The following is a 16,956-nucleotide window of genomic DNA, read 5'->3' on the forward strand; positions in this document are numbered from 1 at the left end:
CCCGACGCGCCGTCGTTGGAGGGGCAGGGGTGGGATCCTGTTCCCGCCGTGGCAGAATGGCGGGGCGGCTCTTGACGTTACCGGGATTTGCCGTGCCCCAATTGTTTTTCCGAGAGGTGTTCGTGTCTTCGAGCTCGCGCAAGATGCTCCCCGCTGACGTGCTGACCCATCCCGAGATCGTCGGGTTGGTCGCCTCGGCCGAGTCCACCGGCACCGTGACGCCCGAGGCGGTACGCCGTGCCTCAGAGGCGGCCGCCATCGAGCCGCGCCACCTGCGCGCGTTGATGACGCACCTGGCCAGCCAGGGGATCACCGTGGTCCTCGACCCCGAGATCCACGCCCGCGCCGTGGCCGCCGCCTCGGCCGGCCGCAAGGGGACCACCGCGACGGCCAAGAAGACCGCCGCCAAGAAGGCTCCGGCCAAGAAGGCCGCAGCGGCTGCCGAGCCGGCCCCCGCCAAGAAGGCGGCTGCGAAGAAGACCGCTGCCAAGAAGGCCGCCACCAAGGCTCCGGCGAAGAAGGCCGCTGCCGCGAAGGCCACCGACGAGGCCGTCGAGCCGGTCGTGATCGGGCCGGACGGCAAGAAGGTGCTCCCGGACATCTCCGACGAGCAGTTCGAGAAGGACGTGAAGTCGGACCCCTCCATCAAGGAGGACGAGAAGCAGGCGTTCACCGTCTCCGCCGCCGATGACACCGACGAGCCGGAGCAGCAGGTCATGGTGGCCGGCGCCACCGCCGACCCGGTGAAGGACTACCTGAAGCAGATCGGCAAGGTCCCGCTGCTGAACGCCGAGATGGAGGTCGAGCTCGCCAAGCGGATCGAGGCAGGCCTCTTCTCCGAGGAGAAGCTGGCCGCCGGCGGCCGGATCTCGGCGAAGATGCTCGAGGAGCTCGAGTGGATCGTCGAGGACGGGCGCCGCGCGAAGAACCACCTGCTCGAGGCCAACCTCCGCCTGGTCGTCTCGCTCGCCAAGCGCTACACCGGCCGCGGCATGCTCTTCCTGGACCTGATCCAGGAGGGCAACCTGGGCCTGATCCGTGCGGTGGAGAAGTTCGACTACACCAAGGGCTACAAGTTCTCCACCTATGCGACGTGGTGGATCCGCCAGGCGATCACCCGCGCCATGGCCGACCAGGCCCGGACCATCCGGATCCCGGTCCACATGGTCGAGGTCATCAACAAGCTGGCCCGCGTCCAGCGCCAGATGCTCCAGGACCTGGGCCGCGAGCCCACGCCCGAGGAGCTGGCCAAGGAACTCGACATGACCCCCGAGAAGGTCATCGAGGTGCAGAAGTACGGCCGCGAGCCGATCTCCCTGCACACCCCGCTGGGTGAGGACGGCGACTCCGAGTTCGGTGACCTGATCGAGGACTCCGAGGCGATCGTCCCGGCCGACGCGGTCAGCTTCACCCTGCTCCAGGAGCAGCTGCACGCGGTCCTGGACACGCTCTCGGAGCGTGAGGCGGGCGTGGTCAGCATGCGCTTCGGCCTCACCGACGGCCAGCCCAAGACGCTCGACGAGATCGGCAAGGTCTATGGCGTCACCCGTGAGCGGATCCGCCAGATCGAGTCCAAGACGATGTCCAAGCTGCGCCACCCGAGCCGTTCCCAGGTGCTGCGCGACTACCTGGACTGAGCCAAACTCTTCCAGATTCACGTTTCCGCAGGTAGATCGGTGTTTCGGGGCCTTGCGAAGACACACAGTACACCGGTACAGCGCTTCTAGTCCAGATATTCATCTAGACTATTCGACGTGAACCCTTCCGACATGACCGTCGAGGACGCCAAGGCGCTGGCTCGATCATGGCAGTTGGCGCTCCGGGCTGAACGGAAGTCCGAGCAGACCCTGAAGCAGTACGGCGACGGCGTACGGTTCCACTTGGCGTGGTGCGCGGACCATGATGCCGCGCCGTTGGCGCGCTCCAGTCTGAACCTGTTCGTCAACTCACTGCTCGACAAGGGGCAGGCGCCGGCGACGGCCCGCAGCCGCCAGTTGGCCGTCAAGCGTTTCACCGCCTGGCTGGTCGAGGAAGGGGAGATCGACTCCGATCCATTCCTTGGCATGAAGCCGCCCAAGCTAGATGAGACGGTGGTTGAGCCGCTGACCGACGACGAACTGCGGGCCCTGATCAAGGCATGTGCCGTCCCGCGCGGAGCCGATCCCAAGGTGGCGCTGCGCCACCGACGTGACGAGGCCATGATCCGGCTGATGCTCGAAACCGGGATGAGAGCCGGCGAGGTGGTTGCCCTCGAGCTCGACGACGTGAACCTGAGCACCGGCGCCATCGTCGTACGCCGCGGGAAGGGGGGCAAGGGCCGCATTGTCTCCATCGGCCCGGAAGCGACCCTGGCACTGGATCGCTATCTGCGTCTGCGCCGGGGCCACCGCCTCACCGACCGGCCAGCCTTGTGGCTGGGGGATCGGGGCAAGGGCTTCACCTACGACGCGCTACACAAGTCGCTGGGAGAACGTGCGACGGCCGCGGGCATCGAAGGATTCCATCCTCACAAACTGCGCCACACCGCCGCCCATCGATGGCTGGCGGCCGGTGGTTCCGAATCCGGCCTGATGGCCGTGGCCGGCTGGACCCGACCCGACATGCTCATGCGTTACACCAAAGCGCAGGCATCGGCCCGGGCTGCCGAGGAAGCCCGCAAGCTGAATTTGGGGGAGCTGTGATTTCCGACGGGCGCCGCGTAGCGAATGAACCAGCTGGGAAAGCCCCAGGGCTGTGGGAGGGGTTGGGTGGCAGGCCGGCACCCAACGACTGGAAGCCTCCACGGGGGCGGTGGTTGCTGAAGGTCGTAGACCAATGCGGAAGGATGCTGGCTCAGGTGTGGCAGGAGCCAAGCTTTCCGATGGTTGTTGTGCCGGGGCAGTCTCTGACGAAGGCAGCCACAGCCACGGTGATCTTCGACCAGGTGATCGAGGACATCGAAAGCATTGCGGCGGGCCGAGTTGAGGTCGCTTCGGAGACCGAGTTGCACATGCTCACAGATCTGCTTGAACTGCTTCATCCTGATCGTGACCACGGCAGGTTGCCGCGTCTGCGCGTGCCGGAGTTTCGTGCGGACCTGCATGTGCTCGCAACCGCGATGGCAGACGCGCGACCTGTGGCGCACTCCAAGGGGGTTGCGTTGGAGCAATACGTAGGCTTCGGAGTTGCGTGCCAAAGATGCGGTGTTGGGTACTACGTGGCAGAGCATCTCGTCGAATGGTTCGAGATGGACGGCCGAGACGGTATTGACACTGTGGTCATCCAAGAGCAAGACAAGTGGAGCAAGAGCCGGAGTTGGACATTCCCCGAGGCTGAGTACGGTCGGCGTGTCCGTACGTATGGCCAGCTGTTAGCGCTGATACAGTCGTCTTAGTACAGCGCGGCGTATCTCGCCGAACTAGTTCTGTGAAGTAGCGGCCACAGGCGACTCGTCAAAGGACGTTTCGTCATGCCTGATCCGTTACTGACTCTTCGATCTCGAATCGCAGCCCATGAATCTTGGGCCAACACAAAGAACCGTTCTGCTCGCACGGCACCCGCCCGAGCCGCACTTGAGCAGAAGTTCCTCGACCAGGCGGATGGCGATCCCGTCCGCGCGCATCACCTGAAGAAGGCGCACTTCGCCCGCCTCGCGCTGAAGTCGGCTCAGGCGCGACGGAAGGCCAAGGAGCTCACTGCCGCGGCCGAGGCCGCCGAGGCCGAGCTTGCCGAGGCGGGTGGTCCCGATGCGGCCTGAACGAGAAAGCCGCCCGGCGGGCAACCGGACGGCGACATCCTCGACGGCGATCAAGAACAAGGCCATCGTACCGCCGAACAGTGAAGTTGCACGTTGTTCGGTGTGTGGTCATCGGATCACGGCGCCGGACAGTCTGGCTGTTGGTATTGGTCGGGATTGTCGTCGTGCGCTTCGCCGGGCCCAGGCTGATGTGCCCAGCGTCGCCCGGCATGAGCGTGATCTGGTCGAGACGCGTACCGGTGAGCGTGTCGTGGTCGACGGGACCACTTCAGTGCCGGTGGGTGTGCCCGCTGGCGTGGTGGTGCTGCCGCAGCGGGAGATCGTGCTGACGGTTGGGCGACGGGGCTGGTTCCTGTCGCCGCGGGCCGCGCTGGATCTGTTATGTGATCTGGCCGAGGTGATCTCTCAGGACGACGACATGGCGGATCGGGTCGCCGAGTTGGTGCTCGGGGGTGGTTCGCGATGACTGCGCTTATCAGGCAGGCCAGACAAACTAATCAGGTAGGCCAGATAAAACGGTCGAGGCCGACCAAGCTGGAGCTGGAGCACCGCCGCGAGGCACTGGTCCGGTTGGCCGAGGAGGTCAAGCCGGCGTCGGTGCGTCACATCTACTACCGCGCTGTCGCGGCTGGTCTGGTGGAGAAGAAGGAGTCGGGCTACAACAAGGTCGTCTATGACCTGGGCATCCTGCGCAGCCAGGGCCGGATTCCCTACAACTGGATCGTCGACAACGGTCGCCGTGGTCACTTCCCGCTGGTGAGTCGCTCCCCGGAGTCCGCTCTCCGTAGGACGGCTCACCTGTATCGGCGTGACCCGTGGCAATACGACGACGCACCGAATGTGGAGATCTGGTGTGAGTCCAGGTCGATTGCCGGTGTGCTGATGGACCTCAAAGATCAGTACGCCGTGCCGATCTTCCCCACCGGCGGTCAGACCTCGGAGACGTTCGCCTATGAAGCCGCGACGTCGTATCGGCGGACCACCATCGTGTTGTACGCCGGCGATTATGACCCTGCTGGCTTGCAGTGTGGTGCTCAGCTCGAGGCGAAGTTGCGCAAGCACGCCGACCCCGAGGTGAACATTGAGTTTCGGTTGCTGTCGATCACCGACGCGCAAGCCGCCACGATGCAGGCGCTGGGCACGCCACCGAAGTCGGACTACTGGGTAGACCAGCACGGGCAGCGGCACGATTTCGTGGGACAGGCCATCGAACTGGAGGCCGTCGACCCGAACGTGATGCGCCGACTGTTCGCTGAGGCCATCGAGCAGATCGCCTACGACCACATCGGGCACGACATCTTCACCGAGAACCGCGAGATCGAGGCCGGCGAACGTGACCGGCTCGAGGAGCTCGCCGAAGGGTGGTGGTCTGCATGATCACCACGGTTCCGATCTTCTGGTGCAGAACCAACGAAGAGCTGCGCGATGTCATCGGCAAGTTGTACGGGGTGACGCCGGGCTCGAAGGTCATCTTGAACGTGGGCAAGTTGGCACCGGTCGACCTGAGTTCGGTCCGCCTGCTGCAGGAGTACGTTCCGAGTCTTCATCTGGAGTTGCAGGGCGAGGTCTATGCCCTGCAGTTGTGGGAGAAGTCGCTGCGCGGCGAAGACCCGTGGGGTGCGCTATGAGTACCCGGCGTAGGGCCGTCGTCGAGATCGACGGCAAGACGTTCGTCTTTCGTGGATGGAGGTCGGCTGAGCTTGCTCGGGAAGCTGGGTTGAAGCCGATCTGGTCGGTGTCGGGCAAGGGGTGGCGCATGGACACCAAGAAGCTGCCTGACCTCTTGGCCTACCTGGCGTACCGCAATGTCGGGGTCCGCGTGATCGAGGCCGGTGAGGGGTCATGAGTATCGACTTCGATCCTTGGGGCAAGGAAGCCGAGGCCGCCCGATGTGAGCCCGACGTGGCCGAACGGCAGCATCGCGGTCAGGCGAGGATGGCATACCGGTTGGCTCGCACGCACGCTGACCGGCTGATGTACGTCTATGGCCTGGGCTGGCTCGCCTATGACGGCACTCGGTGGCTGGAGGATCACCGCGGTGAGGCCAAGCGAGCCGTGCTCGACGTGCTCAGGTCGGCGTTGGCCGAATCGGTGGACGACAAGGAACTGCGGGCCGACGTACGCAAGTGCGAGTCCGCCGCGGGCGTGAACGGCGTGCTGGACATCGCTGCCGCGCTCGAGCCGTTCGCGTTCACCGTCGCCGACCTCGACGCCGACCCGTACCTGTTGAACTGCGCGAACGGAACACTGGATCTACGGACTCGTCGGTTGCGTGCCCACGATCCCGCTGACCGGCTCAGCAAGGTCACCACGGGCGCCTATGACCCGACGGTGGATCGAGCCGTGTGGGAGGCGTTCCTGGCCAGCGTGCTGCCCGATCAGGACGAGCGGGAGTACCTGCAGCGGGTGATCGGCCAGTGCGTCTATGGCCGGGTCCGTGAGCACCTGTTCCCGGTGTTGATCGGCACGGGTGCCAACGGCAAGGGCACGGCGTACGGCGCGATCACCAACGCGCTGGGCGATTACGCCAAGGTCATCAACCCGGACCTGTTGATGGTCCGCGAGCGCGGTGGCATCGGTGGCCCGGAGATGATGACGCTGCTCGGTGCCCGGCTGGTGATCGGCTCGGAGACCGAGGAGGGCCGCAAGCTCGACGAGGCCACGATGAAGAGGCTCACTGGCGGGGACGAGCTCACTGCCCGCAACCTCTACAGCCCGCCGGTGTCGTGGCAGCCCACGCACCAGTTGGTGTACGTCACCAACGCGTTGCCGAAGGTGAAGGGCAACGATCCGGCCGTGTGGCGACGCATCCGCGTGGTTCCGTTCGATGTCGTGGTTCCGCCCGAGGACCGTGACCCGGCTCTGCCCGAGACGCTCGCCTTGTACGCCGATGCGGTCCTGTCCTGGGTGATCGATGGCCACTTCGACTACGAGGACAACGGTGGCATGCGTGAGCCGGCCTCAGTGCTGCGCGCAACAGATGCCTACCAGACCGATTCCGATGCGGTCGCACGGTTCATCGCCGAGGAATGCGAGACCGGACCCTACGTGCATGCCACGACGCGGGAACTGTTCGGCGCGTGGTCTTCGTGGGCGATTCGGGACGGCGCCGAGAACCTGAGCGAGAGGGCCTTCTCGGCGGAGCTGGAGCGACTCGGTTACGACTCCAAGCGCACCAAGTTCGGCAAGACCTGGAGTGGCCTGAGACCCCATCCGGAGCAGTCCGAAATCGAGGGTGGTGACGCATGGTGACGCTTCTATGTAAACCTCCTCACGTAGGGGTGTATAAGAAAGTTCGCATTCATCCGTCACCATGCGTCACCCAACCCGCTGACCTGCGGAAACGCATTCGGCGACTTCGCGTGAGGTGGTCGAAATGACCCGCGAAATCGGCATCCGAACCGAGGTCAGCAAGCAGTGGGCCGACCTCACCGCCAAGCTCGACGAGATGGCTGACCGAGGCCAGCAGACACCCTGCCAATCCGACCCCGAACCGTACTTCAGCGACGCGTCCAGCGAGCGCCGAGAAGCCTGCCAAGCCTGCACCTGGTGCCCGGCTCGAGGTGCTTGTGCTGCGTTCGCTGTCGCCAACGCCGAGCAGGCAGGAGTCTGGGCTGGGACCGATCGGCAACTCACCTCGAAGGCGAAGGCCGGGCAGGAGGGTGGCCGATGCTGATCGGAGTCAATGGGCCCGGTGTCGTCCTCGATGCGCGGACCTGTGCGTGGCTGGAGGGACATGCCGGCCTGACCTCCTTGCGGGTGCGGGTCCGTGGCACAGACCCAGAGATCTCTCGCCAGCTCGTCGAGATCCGCGCTGCGGCGATGGCTTGGCGTGGTTCCGCAACCGGAACCGAGGACGACACCAAACCGGAACCAGTCACAGACTCGGGTCAGTGGTTGAGCACGGGCCAGGCAGCACAACTGGCGGGGGTCACCGGCCGAGCGATTCGCAAGGCGATCAACGAGCAGCGGCTGCCCGCCACCGAGGCAGGTGGCAGGTACCGCATCAGCCGCGAAGACATCGAACACTTCAAGGCCGCACGGACGGCAAGATGAGGAGCTGGGACATGAGCATCACCTACGACGAGGCCCGCAGGAAGCTTGTGAAGGCCGGCAAGTCGAAGGAGGCATCGGAGATCATCCAGCGCTGGGTGAACAAGGCGAATGCCGCCTACGACGAGATTCGTAGCGACTCGACGATCTCGGAGGAGTACCGACTGAAGTCCTTGGCGGTTGTCAGCATCCAGCACCGACGAGCTCTGGAGGATGAGATCATTTCGTTGGCCGAGCGGACAGTGCTCACGGACCGCGACGACGCCCAGAAGGTCTTCGGGATCGCCGGCATACCCGGCGACCAGGCCACGCTGGTCATCTCCCGCCGCGACGCCGGGGATCGAGTCGCCACCATCGCGCGGGGTGAGGAATTGCGGGAACTGCTCGCTAGGGCCACCCGAACCGGTGACGAGGTGATGGCCCGCGCCATCGCCGAGCGTGCCCTGGAGATGGGTTCCGCCGACACCCTCAACCAGTTCACAGCCGACCGCCCAGAGATGGACAGCGCAGTCGAGCGCCTGTGGAACATGGAGCGACGCCGGGGCGACGCCATGGCGCTGACCGTTGCGATGGTGGGGATGAAGCCCGCCGAACTGGAGGGCCGCAGCCTGGAGGCGGTGGCCAATGGATGAGTATTCGGAACGCAGGGCAATGCGCGAGTTCGCCCGGCAACTCTTCGGGGAAGACGGGGGCCAGTCGCAGGAGCCTGGCCGCGGCAACTACTCACCGCGCGAGGGAAATCCGCCACCAAGGCCACAGCGGGACAACTCGGAGATGGGCGAGTTCGTGCGCGACCTGCTCGAACTTACTGGGTGGCCCGAATGACCTGCGTGACCGTGACGAGGGGGCCATCCCCCTCCCCGCCCCGTCAGAAGGGACTGCGGGAGATAGGAATTCTCTCTCTCCGCGAAATCCTCTGACCAGTTGAAAGGACAAGGACATGACCAAGAACAGTGCAACTCCGCTGCGCAGCGTCACTTGGGCGCTCGAGCACGGTTCCCGACGGGACTTCCTGGTCGCCCTGCGCGACAAGCTGTGGCAGGCGCTGCACGACGAGCGCACCCAGCCGCGTGATCTGTCGCCGCTGTCCTTGCGCCTGAAGGAGCTGCATGCCGAGATCGAGGCTTTGGACGAGGTCGAAACCCCAGAAGTCGCCGCCGAAGACGGGTCCTTTGACCCCAACGCTGTGTAGAGGAGAACCACATGAGTGACCCGAAGTTCCGCGACGTCGACGACGAGCATCCGCTCAAGGAGCGTCTTGGCGACCTGATGACGGCGTTGGGTGCGTTTGGGCCGTTGCTGCCGTTCTTCGTGCTGGGCCAGCGGGACATGGCCGTGGGTGCGAGGGCTGGGGGGATGGTCGAGGTTGCTGATGCGTGGGAGGCGTTGGCCGCGTTGGGTGAGGCCGTGGTGGTCGACCTGAAGCGCATGGAGGAAGAGGAGAAGCGCCGTGGCTGATCGGGCCGTAAGTTACAAATTCCAGGCCGATATCGGGAACCTGAAGGGTCAGCTCGCTGCAGCGGGTGTGTCGGTGAAGGACTTCGGCACGAAGCTCACCGCCCTGGATCGTGATGGCGAGAGGATGCGCGCCGGGTTAACGGCAGTGGGTGGTGTCGCTACGAAGTTTGGTTTGGCTGTCTCGGGTGGGCTGGCATTGACGGCCAAAGCGGCGATGGATTGGGAATCGGCTTGGGCTGGGGTCACGAAGACGGTGGACGGGTCGGTTGCTCAGATGGCAGCGCTCGAAGAGGAGTTGCGGAAGCTCGCCACGACCGAACTCCCGGCCAGCCACACTGAGATTGCCGCCGTGGCTGAGGCTGCTGGTCAGCTCGGTATCGCGCGGGAGAACGTCGTTGACTTCACGCGGACGATGATTCAGCTCGGCGAGACCACGAACCTGTCGGCTGAGGACGCAGCGATCTCGATTGCTCGTTTCGTTGCAGTGATGGGTACGGCTCAAGGTGACATTGATCGGGTCGGGTCGAGCGTGGTGGCGCTCGGCAACAACTTCGAGACCACCGAAGCGGAGATCGTCACGCTCGGCCAGCGGATGGCCGCCGCGGGCGCGATCGCTGGCCTGACCGAGGCTGATGTCCTCGGCTTCGCCGCCGCCCTCTCGTCCGTCGGCGTCGAGGCCGAGGCCGGCGGCACCGCGATGAGCAAGGTGTTCACCTCCATGCGTGACGCCGTGCTTGATGGTGGCGAGAAGCTGGAGACGTTCGCGATGACCGCCGGCATGACTGCCAAGGACTTCGCGGCAGCATGGCAGCGCTCGCCCTCGCAGACCATCAACTCCTTCATCCAGGGCCTCGGGAAGATGAACGCCGAAGGCAAGTCGACCACGCAAGTGTTCAAGGATCTCGGACTGACCGACCAGCGCCTGATGCGTGCGTTGTTGTCGACTGCACAAGCCGGTGACAAGTTGACCGATGCACTCGACATGTCGGGCACGGCGTGGTCAGAGAACTCTGCCTTGGCTGACGAGTTCGCCAAGCGGCTCGGGACTAGTGCGTCCCAGGTCACCTTGGCGTGGAATGGCGTGAAGGACGCCGCGATCGACGCGGGCGCTGTTCTGCTGCCGATCATCGTGGAGGTCGCACAGGCTGTCTCCGCGATGGCTGGCGCATGGCAGAAGGTGCCCGACGGCGTCCAGAAAGCGGTGGTCTACATGGCCGGTTTCGGGGCCATGGCGGGCTTGGGCGTTGGCGCCTTGACGAAGTTGGTCAACGCCACAGCTGCCGCCCGGTTGGCGATGGCAAACCTAAGGGGTGAGACGGACGCTGCTGCAGCAGCCTCAACACGCTTGTTCACCAAGTCCGGGCTTGCGCGAGGGGCCGGGACATTGGCCGCCGTTGGCATCGCGGCATCAGGTGTGGGCAAAGACATCGGCCTGATGAACACCGCCATGCTGGGCAGTGCCGGACTCATGGTCGGCGGCCCGTGGGGCGGTGCCATCGGTGGCGGTATCGGTCTTCTGATCGACTTCGCCAAGTCAGGCGACCAAGCCAAAGCTGCTGTGGAGAAGTTCAACCATGCACTGGATTCCTTCGACCTGAAGAAGGCTAGCGCCGCGGTCGAGGACATGAAGAAGGAACTCGCAGACCTGCCCGGCCCATTGCGCGACGGAATGTCGGACGCGAACAACGAGATCACTCGGATCGAAGATGCGATCGCCGCACTAGCCGATGTCTCACCACGTGCCAGCGAGGCGATGGAAGCGCTGGGCATCACCACCGCCAAGTGGATCCAGATGACCTCACTGGAGAAGCTTGAGGCAGAGGCCGCGATCCGTCGCTGGATCAACGAGTCGGGCACAGCCGAGGGTGCCACCAAAGAACTCGGCAAGGCGTTCGGAGACATGGCCGACGAAACCATCACGGCCTCTGATGCAGTTGATGCCCTGAAGGCGGCACTGGATGCCTACCTCGACCCCGCCATGGGCGCAGAGCGGGCCAACCTCAAGTGGTTGGAGTCGATCCGCAACCTCAAGGCCGACCTGGCCGAGAACTCCCGCTCACTGAAGGAGAACACCGACGCCGGGCAACAGAACCGAGAAGCCCTGCTGGACCGCGTGGATGCATTGAGTTCCACCATCGCCAGCGATGCCGCCTTCTACGCCTCCCAGAACCAACTCGAGGAGAAGACCAGCGAGCTGTCCGAGAAGCTACGCGAAGGCCGCCAAGCCATCCTCGACTCTGCTGAAGCCAACGGACTCAACCGCGCCACCGTCGACGAACTGATCAGCAGCTGGGGACTCAGCGTCGGTGCCCTCGACGACCTGATCAACAACCTCCGGATCGCCGACTCCACCAACGCCAACCCGAACCTCACGGTGAACGGCCTCCAAGGCGCACTGTCCGGCCTCGGGTCTGCCCTGGGCATGCTGAACGACATCGACGGCAAGCGCGTCAGCGCGAAGATCCACATCTCCAGCACCGTGGCCGACCAGAACGTACGGCGCCTCAACGCCGGCATCGGCGCCTTCGGAAGCTACGCGGATGGCGGAACGGTGGGCCTTGCTGCCGGCGGCCGGGTCCAGTGCCCCCGAAGGTCTGGAGAGCACAACCCATTGATCCAACTCATGAAAGGCGCCCAGCCATGACCCTGATCGCAGTCGCCTGCTACGGCGACCACGCGGAGATCGTCACCGACTCCATCCAGTACTCCCGCAACGCCAGCGTGCTGGGGCACAGCACCAAGACGCTCGCCATCCACCACCTCGACAGCGCGGTGGTCACCCAGGGCAGCGTCGAGTTCGGCATCCACGCCAAGACCTACCTTGCCGTCGCCGGAGCCGACTGCGCATCCCTGGACGAACTGACCGACGCTGCACCGGAAATCCTGCGCACCCTGTGGGACGCGCTCCAGCCCACGGAACCGATGGCGACCGTGCTCATCGTCGGATGGTCACCACGAGCACAGGCATTCCGAACGACCTGCTTCGCCGCAGAGGACAACTTCGCGCCACGCCCGGCCGGAGACATGTTCCTCATCCCGACCCCGTGGATCTACCGCCCCTCGGACCTTGAGTGGGATCGCGTCCGCACGTCCTGGGCAGAGGAAGACGACTTCGAGAAGCGAGTGGGACACGACCCGTCGATGCTGCTGGCCAAGTGGCGCTCCATGCCCGCGCTGACACCACCGCAGGGAGCCGAGGGGTGGATCGACCTCGCCGAGGTGGTGCGCCTGCACCGAGCACTGGACGGCCTGGAGAAGGTACTGGTGGCCGGCAATCTGTTCCACACTCGTCTGGGTCGCGGCTGCGTCACGACACGGGTGGTGCACCAGTTCAAGGACCAGGGCGAGGAGTTCCTCAAGCTGGTCCAGGGCACCTCGCATCCCATCGCGCAGGCCCTGGCCTGTGGGTGCGGTTCCGGGCGTCCCTACGGCGACTGCTGCCTGATGAAGTACCACGCAGACAAGCCATGCAGCTGTCTATCCGGCAAACGCTTCGAGGACTGCTGCAAGGTCACCTTCGCCGCCAGTGCTGAAGCGGATTCTTCAATCAGTCGGGCTATTGCCTGATCCAATCAGCGCAGCGAGTGGTCTCGAAGTACTGACCTTCGCGGACGGTGACGAAGCCGGGGCCGTCGATGTTGTTGTTCTCGGCGATGTCATGCGTGCTGGTGGACCGAAGAACTGCGTAGTAGCAACCCGATGCGCCCTCGGTCCGGTAGGTGCCGGCCTTCATGTCGGTGCCAACCCTGTACATGCCTTCGCCTGGGATCGTGTTCGCGGCCCGCTCGACCTCGGCTATGCCGACCGCCTTCTCGCGCTCGGCCACGGCCGTCTCAGAGCCCGCGACTACGACCTCGCGCCTCGTCAATTCGGCCTGGGCCGCCTTGAGTTCAACGAGTCCGGCCGCCAACTCTTCCTCGCGCCGGGGGAGGTCGCCCTCAATCTCCTCCATCTCGGCCCGGGCGTTTCCCAAGTCCGCTCGCGCTGCCGCGAGTTCCCCTTGAAGGGAGTCGCGCTCGGCTGTCAGTTCCACGTACTCCGGCGAGTTCTCCACGCTGCCTTGCGCGAGCACGCTCACCCCGACGCCGATGGCTGCACCCGCGAGGAGTGCGACCACCGCAGTGGCGCCCACCTGCAGTCCACGCCGGTGAAGCAGCGGCACCTTCGGAGCCGGTGGCGGCGTCGGACCTGACTGCAAGGGTTGCTGTGGGTGGCTCATGTGCCAGACGCTAGCCCCCGGCCAACCGGCTGTCAGAAGAATGGAGAAAGTGCTGCAGTTGTCAGTCACGACCCCACGCTGCCGGCTCGCAACTCGATGACTCGAGCGATCAGTCGTCCGACTGACCAATCAGCAAGCCGACGGCCGCCATGAGCGTGATGAGTGCGATCATCCCAATCAGAACCGTCCACACCCAACCCCACCAGTGGCCAATGAACTGATATCCCCACCATGTCAGGGCGGTTAGTGGCACGACAAGGACCACCATCGCAACCAGAAACTCCCCCCACCTGAGCCGGCGCTTAGTTCCGGGATCGGAAACTCTCGCGAGCGTACGGCACTGATGCGTGATTGCCTGGCTCAAGAGATCCCGTGCTTCTGCTAAGTCCTCATGATCTTGAGTCCGGTTATGTAGATCGAGCGTCTGGTCAATTTGTTCCCGCAGGCGACCTCGACGCCCCAAGCCGAACATGACTCGAAGGGCGCCCGCAACTTCTCCAACAGGTGTTCCGATCTTGCTCATATGGTGATCGTGAAGCATCAACGCTCAGATGTCTTGGCTTTACCAGTTTGTCGCCAACGGGACCGTGCCCTCCAACGCATGTGACAAGGCAGTGACACAGGTTCACCGACACCAGCCCCACCACAGCGGATGCCGGGGTGGGGCTGGTGGTCAGGCCAGTCGGGGCAGGTCGGCATCCAGTTCTCCTTCTCGTCCAGACATATCCAGTCGGAGCGCGAGAGTATTCCGGCCACGAAGCCCCGTAGTGTCTCTTCTTCATCGAGGGGTCGGTCTCGTTGCGCGGCCCAGCGCTTGAAGTCGGCCTTGATCGTCCATGTCCTGGCGCACTCCACGCAGGCGACCTCGATCTGGTCTGCGGCCTCGATGGTGGCGCTCACTGGTTCGCCTCCAGCCATTCGGCTGCTGCAGTTGCCGCAGCGGCCAAGTCGCGACATTCAGAGGCTGTCAGCGTCCGGTCACTCTGGTTGCCCTTGACCCAGACGCGGGCCGCTGGAGTGCTCAATGTCTTGCCTTCGGGGGTGAGGTACTCCTCGGCTTCGATGTCGATGTCGCCGCCAGCACCTACTTCGATGCTCATCACGTGCGTCCGCATCTGTGACCCGGCACGCACTGCGCAGTCCTCGGCATAGCGATCCGTCATATCGTCCCACGTGTGCCCCGGGTGGCCAGTCTCAGTGCACCAGTCGGGGCAGGCGAAGTGGTCGCGGACCGCGGTCTGGTCTCCCACCCCTCCACACTGGGCCATCGTGAATCCGTGCTCGCTGCTGTAGTTGACGGTCGGGTCGGGGAAGGTGTGTGGGAGGTGGGGGTCTGTGACTTCGCAGGTCGCAAGGGATGATGTGCTCATGGTTCTGGTCCTCCTAGTGGACTGGTTCCTAGACCCCGGCCGGCGTCCTACCGCCGGTCGTGGGTCGCTTGAAGTGGAGAGTTTCAGAGGGGGCCGACACAACTCAGGAGTCAGCCGACGTGAGGATTACCCGGAGCTGGTCCTCGAAGGTGTCGAGCGGCTCGGCTGTGCTGACGGTCCCGAGCAGGTCTTCGGCGTTGAGCTGGTAGCAGACACCGATCCAGGCGACACGCTTGCCGTTCTTCCGGACCATGTGCTTGAAGCCCCGCGTGCGTGTGAAGTGGCCCGGCGTGCGGCCATACTTCTCAACCATCCCCAACCCGCAGGTGATCAAGGTCGAGAGGTCCACTGCGCCAGCATCGGTACGAGCTCGCACCTCCCAACGGCGCTCTTCCTTCTGGAAGCAGAGCGCGCCGACCAGGCGGAACACGCCGAGTCGGGTACCTGGCACCGGGGCGCCGTCGAAGGTGTAGCAATCGAGTGACTTGTAGTGCGTGATCTCCAGACCCGCCACGCGAGCCTCGACATACAGGCGGCTCACATCCTCGGCCGTCCGCTGAGTGATCAGCTCAAACCTCACAGCCGCTCACCGGCCTCGAAGTCGTGTCCGTTTGCCGTGGCGTTGTGGACCAGTGCGTCGGCACGGAGACCGCACTTCCAGCATGTGCCGGCAGGCAGGGGACTGGTGGTCTGCTCGCAACTCTCAGCGGATCGAGCGAGATCGGCAGGAGTGACACCGAGCGCGGTTGCGATCAAGGCGAGGTCGTCCAACGACATGGCACTGGCGTCGGCACGGTGCCGGACCAGCTCACCCCAGGTCAGAGCCGACTCCTCGGCCAGCCGGTCGAAGTCCCAATCCAGACGGTTCATGTGTTGGGCGATGTTGACGGCGATGGTCTCGCCGAGCGTGTGAACAGTGGTGGTCATCTGTGGTTCCTCTCAGTTGGGTGATGGTCGACCACCTTGGACTGATGGAGAATCAACCCGACCTCAGTCCAAGATAGTTCACCCCACACCGCTCTTGACCTGCACGTTTAGAACGCTCAGCCGTACAGCGCTCAGCCGTTCCTAGTGCGCGACTACCTGGACTGAGTCGCGGGTCCTCAGACGAGGATGACGCCGACGATCCAGACCAGGGTCGCGGCGAGCGCGAAGGCGAACTCGATCACGATCGAGACGCCGACCGCCTTCAGGGCGTTGACCGTGGTGGTCCGCGCGGCCTGTTCGCCGACGCGCCGGACCTCGGCCAGCCAGACGCCGAGCACGAAGCCCAGCGGCAGGCCGATGATCGGGATCACGAAGAACCCGACCACGCCCAGCACGCCACCGAGCAGCAGGGTGCTCGACGGCACGCCGCTGCGCTTCATCGACCGTCCCGGGATCAGGTACTTGACCACGGTGCCGATCGCCAGCAGCGCGGCCGCGATCGCGAAGACCGCCCAGCCGGCGCCCTGGTCCGCATGCAGTGCCCAGCCCAGCAGCGCACCGAGGATGAGCAGGGTGCCGGGCAGGATCGGCAGCACGATGCCGACCAGGCCGACGGCGATGACGAGGGCAACGAGCAGGTCGACAGCAGTCACGGGGTCACTGTGCCACGAAATGCGCTACGGCCCCGCCCAGCATCGCTGGACGGGGCCGCAGGAAACCGTTGGGTCAGTCGTCGGAGGCCGCCGGCGAACCGGACAGCTTGTGCGTCTCGTCGACCATGTTGACAGCCACTTCGCGCAACTTGTCGTTGTGCTCACGGGCGTGGTGAGCGCAGAACAGGAGCTCGAGCCCCGAGGCCAACTCCACGCGAAGGTAGGCCTGGGCGCCGCAACGGTCGCATCGGTCTGCCGCAGTCAAGGCGGCGGAACTGGGGGCAACTGCAGTAGTCACTTCGGCCTCTCTTTCCTCGTTGTCGGGTTCAACGAGCCGGAGATCATTTTGATTCCCGGCGAACCGTGGCACCCGACACACCCATCCAACCATGGAGTGGTCCTACCCCGTTGCCGGGGTTCCCACACCGTGGACGGCGTCCCACCTGGGAGACGCACTGGTGTTGCAAGTGTGACGCGGGTCGTGTGGAAAAGGTTGCCAGACGCGGCAAAACCACCCGAACGGGTGATCCCCGTCCGGCC

General features: G+C 64.7%; 22 protein-coding genes. 15 read left to right on the forward strand and 7 right to left on the reverse strand.

The annotated features are described in order from the left end of the window. The first annotated feature begins 143 nt into the window (after positions 1 to 143). From Q9R27_RS05210 to Q9R27_RS05280, 15 genes are all read left to right on the forward strand, one after another. Complete coding sequence (locus Q9R27_RS05210) at positions 144 to 1,637, forward strand: RNA polymerase sigma factor (protein WP_397219649.1); 1,494 nt, start codon at positions 144 to 146, stop codon at positions 1,635 to 1,637. Positions 1,638 to 1,769: 132 nt separating this feature from the next. Next, positions 1,770 to 2,681, forward strand: coding sequence for a tyrosine-type recombinase/integrase (locus Q9R27_RS05215; RefSeq protein WP_311251279.1), 912 nt, complete (start codon positions 1,770 to 1,772; stop codon positions 2,679 to 2,681). A 155-nt stretch (positions 2,682 to 2,836) separates the two neighbouring features. After that, positions 2,837 to 3,373 (forward strand): hypothetical protein, encoded by a 537-nt coding sequence (locus tag Q9R27_RS05220; RefSeq protein ID WP_311251280.1) that lies wholly within the window; start codon positions 2,837 to 2,839, stop codon positions 3,371 to 3,373. Between the two features lie 75 nt (positions 3,374 to 3,448). Then, a complete protein-coding gene (locus Q9R27_RS05225) occupies positions 3,449 to 3,736 on the forward strand; it encodes a hypothetical protein (protein ID WP_311251281.1) in 288 nt (95 codons plus the stop codon). Beyond that, positions 3,726 to 4,202 carry a DUF6011 domain-containing protein gene (locus Q9R27_RS05230; RefSeq protein WP_311251282.1) on the forward strand — a complete coding sequence of 159 codons (477 nt, stop codon included), beginning with the start codon at positions 3,726 to 3,728 and terminating at the stop codon, positions 4,200 to 4,202. The genes Q9R27_RS05225 and Q9R27_RS05230 overlap by 11 nt, the downstream gene beginning before the upstream one ends. Next, positions 4,199 to 5,113 (forward strand): hypothetical protein, encoded by a 915-nt coding sequence (locus tag Q9R27_RS05235; protein ID WP_311251283.1) that lies wholly within the window; start codon positions 4,199 to 4,201, stop codon positions 5,111 to 5,113. Before Q9R27_RS05230 ends, Q9R27_RS05235 begins: the two co-directional genes overlap by 4 nt. Further along, positions 5,110 to 5,364, forward strand: coding sequence for a hypothetical protein (locus tag Q9R27_RS05240; RefSeq protein WP_311251284.1), 255 nt, complete (start codon positions 5,110 to 5,112; stop codon positions 5,362 to 5,364). The genes Q9R27_RS05235 and Q9R27_RS05240 overlap by 4 nt, the downstream gene beginning before the upstream one ends. 214 nt (positions 5,365 to 5,578) lie before the next feature. Then, positions 5,579 to 6,988, forward strand: a complete 1,410-nt coding sequence (locus Q9R27_RS05245; RefSeq protein WP_311251285.1) for a phage/plasmid primase, P4 family — start codon at positions 5,579 to 5,581, stop codon at positions 6,986 to 6,988. A gap of 124 nt (positions 6,989 to 7,112) precedes the next feature. After that, positions 7,113 to 7,412, forward strand: a complete 300-nt coding sequence (locus Q9R27_RS05250; protein ID WP_311251286.1) for a WhiB family transcriptional regulator — start codon at positions 7,113 to 7,115, stop codon at positions 7,410 to 7,412. Then, complete coding sequence (locus Q9R27_RS05255) at positions 7,406 to 7,792, forward strand: helix-turn-helix domain-containing protein (RefSeq protein WP_311251287.1); 387 nt, start codon at positions 7,406 to 7,408, stop codon at positions 7,790 to 7,792. The genes Q9R27_RS05250 and Q9R27_RS05255 overlap by 7 nt, the downstream gene beginning before the upstream one ends. 11 nt (positions 7,793 to 7,803) lie before the next feature. Further along, on the forward strand, positions 7,804 to 8,421 hold the full coding sequence (locus Q9R27_RS05260) for a hypothetical protein (protein WP_311251288.1): 618 nt from the start codon (positions 7,804 to 7,806) through the stop codon (positions 8,419 to 8,421). 308 nt (positions 8,422 to 8,729) lie between these two features. Next, positions 8,730 to 8,981: a hypothetical protein gene (locus Q9R27_RS05265; protein ID WP_311251289.1), complete on the forward strand. Its 252-nt coding sequence runs from the start codon at positions 8,730 to 8,732 to the stop codon at positions 8,979 to 8,981. 11 nt (positions 8,982 to 8,992) lie between these two features. Continuing rightward, entirely contained in the window at positions 8,993 to 9,247 is a 255-nt protein-coding gene (locus Q9R27_RS05270; protein ID WP_311251290.1) for a hypothetical protein, read from the forward strand. Beyond that, positions 9,240 to 11,891, forward strand: coding sequence for a phage tail tape measure protein (locus Q9R27_RS05275; protein WP_311251291.1), 2,652 nt, complete (start codon positions 9,240 to 9,242; stop codon positions 11,889 to 11,891). Before Q9R27_RS05270 ends, Q9R27_RS05275 begins: the two co-directional genes overlap by 8 nt. Continuing rightward, entirely contained in the window at positions 11,888 to 12,814 is a 927-nt protein-coding gene (locus Q9R27_RS05280; protein ID WP_311251292.1) for a hypothetical protein, read from the forward strand. Before Q9R27_RS05275 ends, Q9R27_RS05280 begins: the two co-directional genes overlap by 4 nt. On the opposite strand, the gene Q9R27_RS05285 is transcribed toward Q9R27_RS05280, so the two are convergent. From Q9R27_RS05285 to Q9R27_RS05315, 7 genes are all read right to left on the reverse strand, one after another. Next, positions 12,804 to 13,466, reverse strand: coding sequence for a hypothetical protein (locus tag Q9R27_RS05285; RefSeq protein ID WP_311251293.1), 663 nt, complete (start codon positions 13,464 to 13,466; stop codon positions 12,804 to 12,806). The two genes, Q9R27_RS05280 and Q9R27_RS05285, sit on opposite strands and share 11 nt — an antisense overlap. Before the next feature lie 109 nt (positions 13,467 to 13,575). Then, a complete protein-coding gene (locus Q9R27_RS05290; RefSeq protein ID WP_311251294.1) occupies positions 13,576 to 13,989 on the reverse strand; it encodes a hypothetical protein in 414 nt (137 codons plus the stop codon). Positions 13,990 to 14,362: 373 nt separating this feature from the next. Beyond that, on the reverse strand, positions 14,363 to 14,569 hold the full coding sequence (locus Q9R27_RS05295) for a hypothetical protein (protein WP_311251295.1): 207 nt from the start codon (positions 14,567 to 14,569) through the stop codon (positions 14,363 to 14,365). 370 nt (positions 14,570 to 14,939) lie between these two features. After that, positions 14,940 to 15,416, reverse strand: coding sequence for a hypothetical protein (locus Q9R27_RS05300; RefSeq protein ID WP_311251296.1), 477 nt, complete (start codon positions 15,414 to 15,416; stop codon positions 14,940 to 14,942). Continuing rightward, positions 15,413 to 15,763 (reverse strand): helix-turn-helix domain-containing protein, encoded by a 351-nt coding sequence (locus Q9R27_RS05305; protein WP_311251297.1) that lies wholly within the window; start codon positions 15,761 to 15,763, stop codon positions 15,413 to 15,415. Before Q9R27_RS05305 ends, Q9R27_RS05300 begins: the two co-directional genes overlap by 4 nt. A 176-nt stretch (positions 15,764 to 15,939) precedes the next feature. Next, entirely contained in the window at positions 15,940 to 16,416 is a 477-nt protein-coding gene (locus tag Q9R27_RS05310; RefSeq protein WP_311251298.1) for a DUF456 domain-containing protein, read from the reverse strand. A 73-nt stretch (positions 16,417 to 16,489) separates the two neighbouring features. Further along, positions 16,490 to 16,714 carry a hypothetical protein gene (locus Q9R27_RS05315; RefSeq protein WP_311251396.1) on the reverse strand — a complete coding sequence of 75 codons (225 nt, stop codon included), beginning with the start codon at positions 16,712 to 16,714 and terminating at the stop codon, positions 16,490 to 16,492. Between the last annotated feature and the right edge of the window lie 242 nt (positions 16,715 to 16,956).

The sequence above is a fragment of the Nocardioides sp. AE5 genome, from assembly GCF_031844485.1.
Lineage (GTDB): Bacteria > Actinomycetota > Actinomycetes > Propionibacteriales > Nocardioidaceae > Nocardioides.

Coding starts and splice junctions, on each gene's coding strand:
- Q9R27_RS05285 (WP_311251293.1), bottom strand. CDS start 13,466: ATGAGCCACCCACAGCAACCCTTGCAGTCAGGTCCGACGCCGCCACCG.
- Q9R27_RS05240 (WP_311251284.1), top strand. CDS start 5,110: ATGATCACCACGGTTCCGATCTTCTGGTGCAGAACCAACGAAGAGCTG.
- Q9R27_RS05225 (WP_311251281.1), top strand. CDS start 3,449: ATGCCTGATCCGTTACTGACTCTTCGATCTCGAATCGCAGCCCATGAA.
- Q9R27_RS05280 (WP_311251292.1), top strand. CDS start 11,888: ATGACCCTGATCGCAGTCGCCTGCTACGGCGACCACGCGGAGATCGTC.
- Q9R27_RS05235 (WP_311251283.1), top strand. CDS start 4,199: ATGACTGCGCTTATCAGGCAGGCCAGACAAACTAATCAGGTAGGCCAG.
- Q9R27_RS05210 (WP_397219649.1), top strand. CDS start 144: ATGCTCCCCGCTGACGTGCTGACCCATCCCGAGATCGTCGGGTTGGTC.
- Q9R27_RS05230 (WP_311251282.1), top strand. CDS start 3,726: ATGCGGCCTGAACGAGAAAGCCGCCCGGCGGGCAACCGGACGGCGACA.
- Q9R27_RS05265 (WP_311251289.1), top strand. CDS start 8,730: ATGACCAAGAACAGTGCAACTCCGCTGCGCAGCGTCACTTGGGCGCTC.
- Q9R27_RS05270 (WP_311251290.1), top strand. CDS start 8,993: ATGAGTGACCCGAAGTTCCGCGACGTCGACGACGAGCATCCGCTCAAG.
- Q9R27_RS05255 (WP_311251287.1), top strand. CDS start 7,406: ATGCTGATCGGAGTCAATGGGCCCGGTGTCGTCCTCGATGCGCGGACC.
- Q9R27_RS05305 (WP_311251297.1), bottom strand. CDS start 15,763: ATGACCACCACTGTTCACACGCTCGGCGAGACCATCGCCGTCAACATC.
- Q9R27_RS05215 (WP_311251279.1), top strand. CDS start 1,770: ATGACCGTCGAGGACGCCAAGGCGCTGGCTCGATCATGGCAGTTGGCG.
- Q9R27_RS05290 (WP_311251294.1), bottom strand. CDS start 13,989: ATGAGCAAGATCGGAACACCTGTTGGAGAAGTTGCGGGCGCCCTTCGA.
- Q9R27_RS05250 (WP_311251286.1), top strand. CDS start 7,113: ATGACCCGCGAAATCGGCATCCGAACCGAGGTCAGCAAGCAGTGGGCC.
- Q9R27_RS05260 (WP_311251288.1), top strand. CDS start 7,804: ATGAGCATCACCTACGACGAGGCCCGCAGGAAGCTTGTGAAGGCCGGC.
- Q9R27_RS05245 (WP_311251285.1), top strand. CDS start 5,579: ATGAGTATCGACTTCGATCCTTGGGGCAAGGAAGCCGAGGCCGCCCGA.